This window comes from Haloarchaeobius sp. HME9146 (assembly GCF_025399835.1).
Lineage (GTDB): Archaea > Halobacteriota > Halobacteria > Halobacteriales > Natrialbaceae > Haloarchaeobius.
On record NZ_JAODVR010000001.1, the window covers coordinates 1,014,034 to 1,026,695 of the forward strand.

At 60.4% G+C, this 12,662-nt stretch carries 17 protein-coding genes; 10 read left to right on the plus strand and 7 right to left on the minus strand.

Annotated features, from left to right (window positions below; all coding sequences use genetic code 11):
• Window positions 1-31: 31 nt before the first annotated feature.
• From pdxT to N6C22_RS05325, 5 genes are all read left to right on the plus strand, one after another.
• The gene (pdxT, locus tag N6C22_RS05305; protein ID WP_261649922.1) at window positions 32-637 is read left to right on the plus strand and encodes a pyridoxal 5'-phosphate synthase glutaminase subunit PdxT; all 606 of its coding nucleotides are present in this window, start codon (window positions 32-34) and stop codon (window positions 635-637) included.
• Window positions 638-676: 39 nt separating this feature from the next.
• Entirely contained in the window at window positions 677-1,126 is a 450-nt protein-coding gene (locus tag N6C22_RS05310) for a bifunctional nuclease family protein (RefSeq protein ID WP_261649923.1), read from the plus strand.
• Complete coding sequence (hisE, locus tag N6C22_RS05315) at window positions 1,123-1,419, plus strand: phosphoribosyl-ATP diphosphatase (RefSeq protein ID WP_261649925.1); 297 nt, start codon at window positions 1,123-1,125, stop codon at window positions 1,417-1,419. The genes N6C22_RS05310 and hisE overlap by 4 nt, the downstream gene beginning before the upstream one ends.
• 138 nt (window positions 1,420-1,557) lie before the next feature.
• A complete protein-coding gene (locus N6C22_RS05320; protein ID WP_261649927.1) occupies window positions 1,558-2,430 on the plus strand; it encodes an N-acetylmuramoyl-L-alanine amidase in 873 nt (290 codons plus the stop codon).
• A 90-nt stretch (window positions 2,431-2,520) separates the two neighbouring features.
• Complete coding sequence (locus tag N6C22_RS05325; protein ID WP_261649928.1) at window positions 2,521-3,483, plus strand: NOG1 family protein; 963 nt, start codon at window positions 2,521-2,523, stop codon at window positions 3,481-3,483.
• A 31-nt stretch (window positions 3,484-3,514) separates the two neighbouring features.
• Here the strand turns inward: N6C22_RS05325 and N6C22_RS05330 are convergent, their stop codons facing one another.
• From N6C22_RS05330 to N6C22_RS05340, 3 genes are all read right to left on the minus strand, one after another.
• On the minus strand, window positions 3,515-4,249 hold the full coding sequence (locus tag N6C22_RS05330; protein ID WP_261649930.1) for an SIMPL domain-containing protein: 735 nt from the start codon (window positions 4,247-4,249) through the stop codon (window positions 3,515-3,517).
• Window positions 4,250-4,300: 51 nt separating this feature from the next.
• Window positions 4,301-5,611 carry a TIGR00341 family protein gene (locus N6C22_RS05335; protein ID WP_261649932.1) on the minus strand — a complete coding sequence of 437 codons (1,311 nt, stop codon included), beginning with the start codon at window positions 5,609-5,611 and terminating at the stop codon, window positions 4,301-4,303.
• 193 nt (window positions 5,612-5,804) lie between these two features.
• Entirely contained in the window at window positions 5,805-6,065 is a 261-nt protein-coding gene (locus N6C22_RS05340) for a hypothetical protein (protein ID WP_261649933.1), read from the minus strand.
• A gap of 117 nt (window positions 6,066-6,182) precedes the next feature.
• Here N6C22_RS05340 and engB point away from each other — a divergent pair, with 117 nt between their 5' ends.
• Both engB and N6C22_RS05350 read left to right on the plus strand, forming a co-directional pair.
• On the plus strand, window positions 6,183-6,800 hold the full coding sequence (gene engB / locus N6C22_RS05345; protein WP_261649934.1) for a GTP-binding protein EngB: 618 nt from the start codon (window positions 6,183-6,185) through the stop codon (window positions 6,798-6,800).
• 89 nt (window positions 6,801-6,889) lie between these two features.
• Window positions 6,890-7,336: an NUDIX domain-containing protein gene (locus tag N6C22_RS05350; protein ID WP_261649935.1), complete on the plus strand. Its 447-nt coding sequence runs from the start codon at window positions 6,890-6,892 to the stop codon at window positions 7,334-7,336.
• Here N6C22_RS05350 and N6C22_RS05355 read toward each other — a convergent pair whose 3' ends face one another.
• On the minus strand, window positions 7,337-7,816 hold the full coding sequence (locus tag N6C22_RS05355; protein WP_261649937.1) for a GNAT family N-acetyltransferase: 480 nt from the start codon (window positions 7,814-7,816) through the stop codon (window positions 7,337-7,339). It abuts the gene before it with no gap.
• A gap of 218 nt (window positions 7,817-8,034) precedes the next feature.
• Between N6C22_RS05355 and N6C22_RS05360 the strand changes: the two genes are divergently transcribed.
• Window positions 8,035-8,310 carry a hypothetical protein gene (locus N6C22_RS05360; RefSeq protein WP_261649939.1) on the plus strand — a complete coding sequence of 92 codons (276 nt, stop codon included), beginning with the start codon at window positions 8,035-8,037 and terminating at the stop codon, window positions 8,308-8,310.
• Window positions 8,307-8,735 (plus strand): type II toxin-antitoxin system VapC family toxin, encoded by a 429-nt coding sequence (locus tag N6C22_RS05365; protein ID WP_261649941.1) that lies wholly within the window; start codon window positions 8,307-8,309, stop codon window positions 8,733-8,735. The genes N6C22_RS05360 and N6C22_RS05365 overlap by 4 nt, the downstream gene beginning before the upstream one ends.
• A 200-nt stretch (window positions 8,736-8,935) precedes the next feature.
• Here N6C22_RS05365 and N6C22_RS05370 read toward each other — a convergent pair whose 3' ends face one another.
• Entirely contained in the window at window positions 8,936-9,676 is a 741-nt protein-coding gene (locus N6C22_RS05370) for a hypothetical protein (RefSeq protein ID WP_261649943.1), read from the minus strand.
• A gap of 206 nt (window positions 9,677-9,882) precedes the next feature.
• Between N6C22_RS05370 and N6C22_RS05375 the strand changes: the two genes are divergently transcribed.
• The gene (locus N6C22_RS05375) at window positions 9,883-10,053 is read left to right on the plus strand and encodes a hypothetical protein (RefSeq protein ID WP_261649944.1); all 171 of its coding nucleotides are present in this window, start codon (window positions 9,883-9,885) and stop codon (window positions 10,051-10,053) included.
• A gap of 430 nt (window positions 10,054-10,483) precedes the next feature.
• On the opposite strand, the gene N6C22_RS05380 is transcribed toward N6C22_RS05375, so the two are convergent.
• On the minus strand, window positions 10,484-10,792 hold the full coding sequence (locus N6C22_RS05380; protein WP_261649946.1) for a hypothetical protein: 309 nt from the start codon (window positions 10,790-10,792) through the stop codon (window positions 10,484-10,486).
• A 422-nt stretch (window positions 10,793-11,214) separates the two neighbouring features.
• Window positions 11,215-12,135, minus strand: coding sequence for a hypothetical protein (locus N6C22_RS05385; RefSeq protein WP_261649947.1), 921 nt, complete (start codon window positions 12,133-12,135; stop codon window positions 11,215-11,217).
• Window positions 12,136-12,662 lie beyond the last annotated feature (527 nt).

The window sequence follows — 12,662 nt, forward strand, 5'->3', positions numbered from 1 at the left end:
GTTTTTCTTCGACCGGTCGTTACCAGCGAGTATGACACTCACAGCCGGCGTCATCGCCGTCCAGGGCGACGTCTCGGAACACGCCGACGCCATCCGGCGCGCGGGCGAGGCCCACGGCGAGGACGTGACCGTCCACGAGATCCGGAAGTCGGGCATCGTCCCCGACTGCGACCTGTTGTTGCTGCCCGGCGGGGAATCGACGACCATCTCGCGCCTCCTCCACGACGAGGGCATCGACGAGGAGATACTCGCCCACGTCGAGGCGGACAAGCCGCTGCTCGCGACGTGTGCCGGGCTCATCGTCTCCTCGACCGACGCGAAGGACGACCGCGTCCGGACGCTCGACCTCGTCGACGTGACCGTCGACCGGAACGCGTTCGGCCGCCAGAAGGACAGCTTCGAGGCACCGCTGGACGTCGCGGGGCTCGACGAGCCGTTCCCCGCGGTGTTCATCCGCGCGCCGCTCATCGACGAGGTCGGTGACGACGTCGAGGTGCTCGCCGAGTGGGACGGCAAGCCGGTCGCGGTCCGCGACGGCCCGGTCATCGGGACCTCGTTCCACCCCGAGCTCACCCCCGACGTTCGCCTTCACCGGCTCGCGTTCTTCGCCGCGGAAGCCGAGCAGCTTGCACGCTGAGAACGCAGGCTTTTCTTGCTGGCACCCTTCCGTCGGGCTATGAAGGCATCCATCGACACGGTACGCGTCGCCGGGACCCAGGATGGGCCCGTTCCGGTGGTCGTACTCGAGGTCGAGGAGGACGACGACGTGTTGCCTATCTTCATCGGATTCGACGAAGCCATCGCCATCGTCCGTGGGCTGGACGCCACGGACATCGGGCGACCGCTCACCCACGACCTCCTGCTGGACGTGATGGAGGAACTGGGCGGGCGCGTGACGAAGGTGGTCGTGAGCCGTGTCGATTCGGGGACCTACATCGCCGACCTGCACGTGAACACGCCGCGGGGCGACGTGGTGATCGATGCCCGACCCAGCGACTCCCTCGCGCTGGCTGCCCGCACGAACGCACCCCTCGAGGTCGACGACGACGTGTACGAGGACGGCCGCCGTGCCCGCGAGGAGTTCGACACGCTCGACGACATCCGTGAGGTAGCCGACTACGCATGACCGAAAGCACCGACGCGATTCTCGACGACCTGTTCGCGGTCATCGAAGACCGCAAGGAAACGCTCCCCGAGGACTCCTACACCGCCAGCCTGTTCACCCACGAGAAGGGCGAGAACGCGGTGCTGGAGAAGCTCGGTGAAGAGGCGACCGAACTGATTCTCGCCGCGAAGGACGACGACCACGAGGAGATCGCTCACGAGAGCGCCGACATCATCTACCACCTGCTCGTGCTGCTCTCGATGAAGGACATGGACGTGAGCGACCTGCGCGCGGAGCTGGCCGACCGCCGGTGACGCTTTCGGTCGCCGTTGCACGGGTGACACACTGCCTGCGATTGAGTATCCAATGGAAATTACCAGAACAAACTACTATAAACTAGGGTAAGGTTTCGAATATCTTTTCCGGCGCTCCTTGGCACACACTCACACGCCATGCAACGCAACAGGCGTTCATTCCTGAAGGCGACGGGCGCATCACTCGGTTCCATCGGGCTCCTCGGGGCGACGGCGTCGACGGCAGCCGCCTCGGTCCACGACCGCTGGGAACCCGCGGATTCGAGCAACTACACGAACGCGAGCCGCACCGCGAGCGATATGCGCTGGCTCGTGATCCACACCATCGAGGGCTCGTACGAGGGCTGCATCAGCTGGTTCCAGAACCCCGACGCGAACGTGAGTTCGCACTACGTCGTCGGCAACCAGTCGAACCAGATAACGAAGATGGTCCGACTGGAGGACATCGCGTGGACCCAGGGCAACTGGGAGTACAACGAGACGGGCGTCTCCATCGAGCTGGAGGGCTACGCCAACGAGACGGACTTCAACGACACCATCTACCAGCAGGCCGCCGAGGTGGCACGCCACGTCTGTGACACCTACGGCATCCCCACGCAACACCCGACGTACGATCTGGCACCCTGTTCGGCGTACTCCGGCGAAGGCGGTATCATCGGCCACAACCAGGTGCCAGACCCCAACGACTGCTCACAGGTCACCGGCGGCAAGTACGACCCCGGCAACACCTGGGACTGGGACTACTTCATGTCGCTCGTGAACGATGGCTCGGGCGGCGGTGGCGGCGGGTGGTCGGACGGCGACATCGTCCACTGCACCGCCGACCTCAACACCCGCGAGCGGCCGAATCTGGATTCGTCGGTGGTGGCGACGATGCCGACCGGCTCGAACGCCGAGATCGTCAATGGACCCACCGACGAAGACGGCTACACCTGGTGGGGCCTGCACTGGCTTGATTACGACATCTGGGGCTGGTCGGTCGAGGCGTACCTCGACGCGGGCTACGCCTGAACGGCCACCGGCGGCGAGCGCTACGAGTCGCTCTCACACGGACGAGACGGGATAAACGCGCTTTTATGGCCGCTTGTCATAGCACCTTGCATGATTTTCGAGAATCTTCCGACGACACCACGGTCGGAGGAACTCATCGACAAGGCGTTCTCCCGCGCCGCCCGCGCAGGCCGGGCCAAGTCGGGACACGACGCCCAGACGTCGATGCTCCAGACGGCGTCGAACATCCTTTCGGACAATCTGGAGAACGTCGTGACGGCCTGGCCGGACTTCGACGAGGTCGACCCGTTCTACTACGAGCTCGCGGACGCCATCGTCGACGTCGACGAGGTGCGCAAGTCGCTGTCGGAGGTCACCTGGGCCTCCCGCAAGACCGCCGAGATTCGCAGCGAGTACGAGGGCCGGATGCGCCGGAACGACCTCGACACCGCCCGCAAGTTCCGGAAGCAGGCGTTCGCGCGCCTCGCGGACGTCGTCGAGGAGGTCGAAGACGACCTGCTCCGTCTCGGTGCGGCCCGTGACGAGCTGAAGACGCTGCCCGATATCAACCCGGACGAGCCCGCAATCGTCGTCGCCGGCTACCCGAACGTCGGGAAGTCCTCGTTCGTGAACGCGGTCACCCGCGCCCGCCACGAGACCGCGACCTACCCGTTCACGACGAAGGGTATCGGCGTCGGTCACTTCGAGCGCCAGCGCATCCGCTACCAGATCGTCGACACTCCGGGGTTGCTCGACCGCCCGCCCCAGGACCGCAACGACATCGAGGCGCAGGCGGTCTCGGCGCTCACGCACCTCGCGGACTGCGTGCTGTTCGTCCTCGACGCGAGCGCGAACTGTGGGTACCCGCTCGACGACCAGCTGGAGCTGCTCGCCGCGGTCGAAGACCAGTTCGGCGACGTGCCCGTCATCACCGTCTGCAACAAGAGCGACGTCTCTCGGGACGTCGAGGCAGACTACTACATGAGTGTGACCGAGGACGAGAACCTGGACACCGTCCTCGATGCAGCCGTCGACGCTATCGGGTACGAGCCCGAGCTGCCGTTCGACGGCTGAGTCGGGCGTCCTGTTCTCCGCGGTGGTCGTCCTATTCGACCTCGTACACGATGTTGACGTTCACCTTCACGTCGATTGGGCCGGGTTCGAGCGTCGTACTGTCCTCGGCCGGGGCGGAACGATACACCGGGTACGGCGGCTGGTAGCCGGCGCTGGAGACGCTGATGGTCTTGACCTTCGTGATGGAGACGCCGGCAGCGCTGGCGGCCGCGTTCGCGTCCGCCTCGGCAGCGTCGACCGCCTTCGCGATGGCGTCGGACCGCAACTCGGCGATGCGCTCGTCGCTCAGTTTGAACGAGACGCTGTCGACGCGGGCCGCGCCGTTGGCGACGGCGATGTCGATGATGCGCCCGGCGTCGCTCACGTTGTCGGTCTCCACCTCGTAGGCGTGGACCGCGGTGTAGCCGGTTATCTCACGGCCCTCTTTGTAGTTGTACTGTGGGACGAGCCGGTAGCTCGTCGTCTTCACGTCGTCGTCGGGAATCCCGGCGGCCCGGAGCGCGTCACGCATGCTCGTCGCGTCCTGTGCCGCGAAGGTTCGGGCGCTGTCGGCGGTCTTGCCCTCGCGTTCGACCGCGATGGAGACGACCACGAGGTCGGCGGGTGCCGAGACGGTGCCCGTCCCGGAGACCGAGACGGTGCTCTTCGAGTCGCCGTCGTCGGTGCTGGCAGCGACGCTCCCGTCGTCGATAGAACCGGCCATCCCGAGGCAGCCGGCGGTCGTGACCAGTAGCGCCACGAGTGCGACCATGAGTTTCAGCTTCATGCTACGCTCTGGTAGGCGAGGAACCGAGAAGAACTATCGAGAACCCACCAGTTAGCCGATTTCCTGAACGTTCTTGGCCGACTCGTATTCCATGTACCGGACCTCGACGGCCACGTCGTTGCCGTTCACGACGTTCTCGCGTAGCTGTTCGGGGAGCCCAGGATACGTCTCTCCCGGTGGTCTGGCGAGCGTGACGACGACCTGCTCGGGCCGCGGGTCGAAGATACGCTGGTAGAGGTTCTCCTCGTGGACGAGCTTCACGTCGACGAGCCTGAGTTCGGGGTAGTCGTTGACGGTCGTCTCGACCCCGGCGACCATGTCGTCCTCGATGGCCGCGGTCGTGTAGGACATGTAGGTGACGCCGCCGAGGAACACCGACAGGATCGCGATGGACGCGACGAGAACGGCGACGCGTTTGAGGGTCGCCGTCCGGGCCTCGTCCAGCCGGAGCCAGTGTTCGGGTCGGTAGCCGGAGTACCAGAGCGTGGCCGTCGCGGCGAGGTTGATTGAGAGGACGTTGACGAGGACGAGGACGCTCGCACCGAGGACCACCAGTGGTTTCATGTAGGCGATGCCGATGCCGATGACGGCGGTCGGCGGGACGAGCGCGACCGCGATCATGACGCCCACGAGGGAGGCGGAGACGCCCGAACGCATCGACATCGCGCCGGCGATACCGGCCCCGAGTGCCACCGCCAGTGAGAGGATATCGGGGCGCAATCGCTCCTGGACCTGCCCGACGGTCAGGATGTCCATCGGGGGGATGAGGTGGAGGGTCCGGAGCAACGCCGCGAACGCCGCGGCGGCGACGACCGCCAGAACGAGGCCGAGTATCTGGAGCCGGGCCCCACGCGAGAAGAGGTCCGCGTCGTCGAGGACCGTCCCGACGCTCGCGGCCATCGCGGGGCCGATGAGTGGCGCGATGACCATCGAGCCGACGACGACGGCGGCCGAGTCGAGCAACACGCCGGCCGTGGCGATGACGACGCTCACCACGGTCAACAGGGCGTACGCCGGCACTTCGGGAGCCATCTCCCTGGCCTGTGACTTCAGTTCCTCGCGGGAGATCCGGTTCGAGGTCTCCTCCTCCTTTGCGTACTTCTCTTTGAGTCGCTCGAACTTCTTGGAGACCACCGTCTCGGCGTCCACGACGACTGTGTAGGACTGGCGCTCGATACCGGCCTCGCGGAGCTCCTGGAGGATCGGCTCGACGGCCTCGGACGGCAACGGGAACGAGACGACACCCGTGTACTTCCGGCCGCTGGTCTCGTCGGTGAGCACGTAATCGATGTCCTCGTCGTCGAGGAGGTCGAGGACGGCCTCGCGCTTGCCCGCCGGAATCATGACCTGGACGAGTCGCACGTCCGTTCCGACGGGTAGCTGATAGAAATAGCTCCCGCCTGTGGGTCTCCGTCTTGGATGGCGAACAGGCGACGCTCGATGGCTGCTGCCGGGGAGGGCGTCGCGCAACCGCTGGGTCACCGGCAGTCGCAGTCAGGGCACGGCCGGGTTGGCCGCGGCATCGGATAAGAAGCCTCGGTGAGTGGTACGGGGGTCAGGGACGCAGGCCGCGAACCGCGCCCACCAGCCACTTCGTGGCCGGGAAGAGCCAGCGCTCGTGGCGGAACCGGTTGTAGCCGTGGATGGTCAGGCCGAGGAAGACGATGCCGGTGAGGAGTGCGGTGAACAGGAGGGCGGTCTCGGTCGGGAGGGCGTAGGCGGCGACGAGAAACCCGACCAGCGCTGCGAGGGTCGCTGGCACCAGCGCGTCGACGACGCCGAGGGAGAGGGCAGCGAGCGATTCACCGAAGGCCATACCACATCCGAGGGGCCTGGGTGTCATAGACCCAGCGTTCGCAGTGAGTGTTCACCGCGCAGGGACGGGCCGACCGAACCAGACACGCTTTTCCCCGTCCCCGGGCTACGACCGTCCATGTTCGAGAACCGCCCGAACCGAGAGAGCGAGGTCGTCCTGGTAGGGCGGTCGAACGTCGGCAAGTCGACGCTGATGCGCCAGCTCACCGGGCACCGCTTCGACACGGGTGGCAAGCCCGGTGTGACGCGCTCGCCGAACCACTACGACTGGGCACCCGAGGACTTCATGATAACCGACCTGCCCGGCTTCGGCTTCATGTCCGGGGTGGCCGAGGAGCAACGCGAGGCCATCAAGGACGACATCGTCCACTACCTCGAGGAGTACGCCGACAACTTCCTGGTCGGCGTCGTCGTGGTCGACGGCAAGAGCGTCATCGACATCATCGACCGCCACTCCGGCCCGGACTCCATACCCTACGACGTGGAGATGTTCCACTTCCTGCAGGAACTCGGCGTCCCCACCGTCGTCGCGGTCAACAAGATGGACAAGGTCGACGACAAGGACGAACGCCTGAACGACCTCTGTGACCGTCTCGGCCTCTACCCGCCGTGGAAGCAGTGGCAGGACACCATCGCCCCCATCTCGGCGAAGCAGGGCCGTATCGACCCGTTCGAGCAGGCCGTCCGGTCCATCCTCCACGACCACAAGCGCGACGACCTGCTGAAGTTCTTCTGAGCCGGCCACACCGTTCCGGCCGGGCCCTTCAGGCCACCACGACTGCGATGGCCGATGGTGATAAGTCGCTGGCTCAAGACGACACTACGATGACATCTGGTGGGCGGTACGTGGTGAACGTCGAGGCGGCCATCTACAGCGGTGGGGAGTACCTGCTCGTCGAGCGTGCTCCCGACGAGGACCACGCACCCGGGACCCTCGCCCTCGTCGGCGGGACCGTCGAACGCACCGACCACGACACGAGCGCACTCGAGAGCACTGTCCACCGCGAGGTCCGCGAGGAGGTCGGGCTGTCGGTCACCGACCTGCAGTACGTCCAGAGCAACGCCTTCGTCACCGATTCCGGAGACCCCTGTCTCAACGTCGTCTTCCTGGCTCGTCACGACGGTGGCGACGCCCGCATCGCGGCCCCCGACGAGGTTGCCGCCCTGCACTGGCTCACACCATCGGCGGTGGAGAGCCATCCGGACGTCCCCGAGTGGACGGCTGCCTTCGTCGCGTTGAGCGACGAGCGACGCCGGGCCCTCGAGTGGTGACTACACGAACTTCTTCTCCATGAGTTTGACCGCCAGCTCGGCAGTGACGCCGTTCCCCGTGGTCTCGACCACATCGGCACCGACCACGTCCCAGCCAGCCTGCCGGTAGAACGGGACCGCGTTCAGCGACGCCCACAGGTAACAGCCGTCGAGCCCGGCGTCCCTGGCCGTCCCCTCGAGGTGTGCCAGCAGCGCGGAGCCGACGCCACGCCTCGCTGCCGCCGGCTTGACGTACACCGCCCGAACTTCGCCGTCGTCGACCGCCAGATGCCCGAAGCCGACGACCTCTCCGTCGAGTTCCGCGACGACGAAGTGCTCGCCCGGCTCGTCGTACGGGTACTTCTCGGGGTCCTTCCGGCCAGCCCATGCGAGCACCTGTCGGTCGTCGTAGTGGGTGCGCCCGAGTTCACGTGCCGAGGCCGCGTGCAGGCTGGCGACGGCAGGCATGTCCTTGTGCGTGGCCGGTCGGACGGTGACCATACGGCCAGAGACGTGACTCTTGGCCAAGAGTGCAGCGACCGTACAGGAACGGTTGTCGGACCGGTTCGTCGCTGTCGGCCGAGCGTTCGAGAGTTGGTGGCTCGGGGTAAGTCCTCGTCACAAGGGGCTCAGAGGGGGCAAGACGATTTCTGTTAGTAGTTCCGTGCCGACGCCGAGTGGTAGTAACCTTTACCCAGTAGAACATTCTACTTCACTATATGGCCACCTCGGTGAAGATGGACGACGACACGAAATCCCGGCTCGAACGGTTACAGGCCGAAATCCGCCTGGAGACCGGTAAGCGAGTCACACAGCAGGAGATCCTCGCTCGGCTCGTCGAGCGCGCCATCGAGTCAAAGGCAGACCTCATCGATTCGTTCCGCGAGAAACGGGTTCCCATCTCCGACGCCGAGCGCGAGTCGTTCCACGACGGGATGATTTCTTCTGGAACCACGACGAGCGAAGATGACATCGACGACGTGCTATACGGATGAGTGTCCTCGTCGACACCGGCGTCTTCTTCGCCCACCACGACAGGGACGCCGAGCGCCACGATGCTGCAGTGGAAACGTTTGACAACCTCCTCGATGGCGCGTACGGACAACCCTACACGTGCGACTACGTGCTCGACGAGACGGTGACGCTGACGCGCGTTCGAACCGGGTCGTTCGAGGCGGCGGATACTGTCGTCAGCCGTATCCTCGGTGAGGAGCCGTTCCCGGACGTGTTTGAAATGGTTCACGCTGGGCCAGCCGAGGTGCGTGGTGCGCTGGAGATGTTCCGGACCTACGACGACCACGACCTCAGTTTCACCGACGCCATGCTGGTCCACCTCTGTGAACACCGCGATATCGACGCCGTTCTGAGCTTCGACGACGACTTCGATGGGGTCGTCAACCGTATCGAGCCTGGTCGGTGAACGCAGGTCCTTCTCACGCGGGTCTCGAAGTCGAATCACGACGGTCTACGAATAGATTCCTGAGAACGCCGGGTACAGGCCGTCAGAAGTCGGTGGCTCGGGGAAAGTCCTCGTCACAAGGGGCTCGGAGGGGGCGAGATGATTTCTGTTAGTAGAATATTCGAGTTTCCGAGTTATAATTTGAATCTTCAGGTTGTATTTCAGTCACTCCGCCTCGGTTCCTTCAGTCCGAGGTGTTCTTCGATGGCCCTGAATCTATTTCCCCATGGGTCAGTTGGGTGTTCCCACCACTCATCACTTGGTCTGGTCATGTGGTCTGTAGCGATTATCATTATCTGACCGTTAGATAGTTCTTCGACTCGCCATGCTGGACTTGAAAGAATCGTATCCCGTCCCAATCTCTCAATAAATCTTTCTGAAAATATTGTAGACCAAAACACCCTAGGAAGTTGTCCTTTCTCGATTTCCTCCTTTGATATATACGGGTCTTCTTCGTTTCCAGCCTCAGCGAGCCCAAATGAAAACGAAGGCGTGAGGTAATTTCCCACCTCCGAAATGATTTCCAGAAGAGTTTCTAAATTCTGTCCGGCAGATATAGTAGTTTTACTACCGGATTTACCAAAGGCCGCTGTATTAACGTGTATGCTTATTGTTGGGACCTCAGGAATCGAAGGAACGCCTGGGTTAAGAAGTAGATTGACATTAAACAGCTCTGATTCGATTTGGAGCCTTCCATAGTTCTCTTCAAAGATGGCCGAAGTCGAATTTTCTAAATTACCAAGATCTCGTTCCGCTAATGACTGTGAATGTTTATTCTTGTACTTGTAGCTACGATGCTCCTCTCCAAGGACCACCTCACATATATTAACAACCTTACGGAAGTCAGATACTGTGAAACCTTCCAGACTAAGATAATGGTTTGTGAACCAATCGGTGCCCATATCCAGTCTACAGTTTGAAACGTTTAGTAACTATCGTCACTTCATAGCCGAATTTATCCTTGTTTCGATTTGTCTATTTACGCGCCTTACTGCACCGCTTCGCGACCGACGAAACGACCGTCGACACCGAGACCGCGGTCATCTACTTCCGGGCGTGTGCTCGCCGCAATTGATAAAGGGGGCACGACGAGTACCTTCACACCAGAATGGCGTCCAGTACCGATTCCTCGCCGCCAGTTGACGAAGAAGCCCGCCGACTGTACGAGCGGTATCAGGCGGCCGAGAGCGACGAGGAACGCCACGCGATTCTCCTCGAGATGGGGAAACTGGATGGCCGTCGGCACGAAGAGATTTACGAGGCACTGGAAGACGAGTGAGCGTGTTTCTACGTCGGACTGTTACGGTCGCCCGACTGTAACGAGCAGGCGGGAAATACCCAGAGAACTACGGATTTTGGCCGTCGAGAAGATAGCGATCCACTGGATGGTCTCGCTTGACGTCTGCCCATGGTGCTTTCGTTTTAATTAGTAGAACACTACCTGTTTCCAGTTCTTCAACCTTCCATGCAGGAGCGTCGAGTACTCTCTCTTTCCCACCAAGTTGCTCCATCAGAGGTTCTGAATAGATCGCAATCCATGGAATTCGTTCGATCGTAAAATCAGCCTCTACAGGGAGAACTTCGACTGGAGACGGTCCAACCCCATGGGTGGGTTGATAATTGACAACATAATACGGATCCAGTTCGATTGCGAGTTCCCGAATTAGATCGACGAATGCTTTTGTGAATCCAGAATATTCTTCGAACGATTAATCCTCGTCATCTGGGATTACGTAATCTGCGGGGGTAGTAATAATTGCACAAACGTTTGGAATTATATCTAAGTCGATTCCAACATTTATATTCAGTCTAGTTTCACCGTGAACCCAGTATAACCGTAGCCCACCCCTCTTTTTAGAATCTAATTCTAATTCCATCTCGGTAGGGTCAACCAGTCTTCCGTCGCTGTCCTTTCCCTTAAGTCCAACCTTAGAACAAACTATGGGAACTCTGTCTACTACCGCTTTTTCATCGAGTTGGGATTTTGAGTAAAACTTTACATTCGCTGTCCCTTCCATATCTACAGTTCTCAGTATTTTCTCGGTGCTTGTTTATACTAATACCTAAACAGGGAATTATGGGCATCGAGATACATTATCACGAAAGGTGCGGCAAGTGTGGGAATATTAGAAAATTTTTTAAATTCGCGAGATATTGACTATGATGGATATTTTTTCCGCCACAGAGCGAGAGGGTTAAAGAGGTTGTTGGTGATGGTAACAAGCCGGTATTATTCCCGGAGAGAGAAAGTGAAGAACCGGTAGTAGGTCATGAATCCATAATGGAATGGTTGACCCGTAATTGTTCGGATTAAAAGCCAATCAATGTGGCCGGATTAAATTTCGGACTATGTTTAGGTAGTCTTCAATTGGCCCGAGTGGGACCCAATCATCCTCATCTAAACTACTTGCGAGTTCGAGTTCTTGTTCGTCAGTTCGTGTTACTCCACGGAGTACCCGTGCCGCTCGAGTTCTGCCCTCGCTATCTGTCGTTTCGACTTGTCTTCGTGGTGTTCCGCGACGTGTCTGAGATTCTGGCGAGCCTCCTCGGACTCGATATGCTGGCCGAGCAGGTCAGCTGCGCGCTGGGCCGTCTCGTCGTCTTCGTACCAGAGTGGAAGCCAGCTCTGTGCTGCCGCGATACTACGCTCGTCGTCGACCTCACGAAGTGCCATCAGTACTTCCCTACTTAGCCAGTCAGCACGCTCCGATACCATCGACAGCTTGTACTCGATCTCGTCGTACTCCGAGATTGCCGTTTCGAGGAACTCGGGAAGCGGGTCGTTCTCCTCGATGTACTTGCGCATCTTCGGCAAGTCTACGTTCTCGAAGATGAACGCTCGCAGGTCTTTTTCCGTCCGCGAGACTTCGTACTCGTCCAACGACCCGGTTTCTCTGTAGACGGTTAGCATCGCCTCGGCATCGTCACGCAGCCGACGAAGGATGACGGGTTTCCGAAGATAGAACGGCGGGTCGTCTTCGTCCTCTATCTGGTCCAATTCGACTGTCACCCAGTCGATTATTGCCTGAGCAAGAGTCTCTTGATTTACCAGTATCGACTTCTCCTGGTCCAGATTGATAGGAGCTAATCCTTCGACATCCACACCGAGACTAACATACTCGTCATCCTCAGGGTACAAACCATCATTGTCAATCTGAATGAGTCCGAGTCGTGTTCGACCGTCCTCAACAGTTGTTACAAGGATGGCCTCTAGACCCGCTTCGTATACAGTGAATTTGGCCAGTATCGAATCCTCCCCCGTCAACAATCGGGGGACAGCCTCAAGGGAGAGTCGTTCACCGAAGTCCGAATCATCTACCCACCCTCTGAATTCGAACGACTCCCCACGCCTGTCTGTCACGGTCAGGAACCCGTAATCTTCGCTGTAAAGGTGTGCACGACGTATTTTGATGTCCCGCCGATTGCTTCCTTCGCGCGCCGATATAGTGTAATTCGCTAACATATTTAGCCCTCTTCAGATGACGCTAAACCAATATGGATCTGCTCGATGTGTTCTGGAACAGCACTCTCTGATGAGCAATCGAGGCGGAAACCCATCCGCCTGATGACCACTCTTCCCATCCTGAACCGGGATTCCATCGTACGACATCCGGCCCATTCTCTGGATACATAGTTCTAATCGGCACTGTCTAGTTAACCCCCCTGCGCTGGCGTTCGTCCATCAAGCGACTGATGCGGTCGCTGAAGTTTCTACGAATAGATTCCTGAAAACGCTTGTTACAGCCCGTCAGAAGTCGGTGGCTCGGGGAAAGTCCTCGTCACAAGGGGCTCGGAGGGGGCAAGACGATTTCTGTTAGTAGATTCGGTAAGCAATCTCACCGTTTGGTTGAGGATATCGGAGACACTACATCGTGTCCTGTTCAGGGT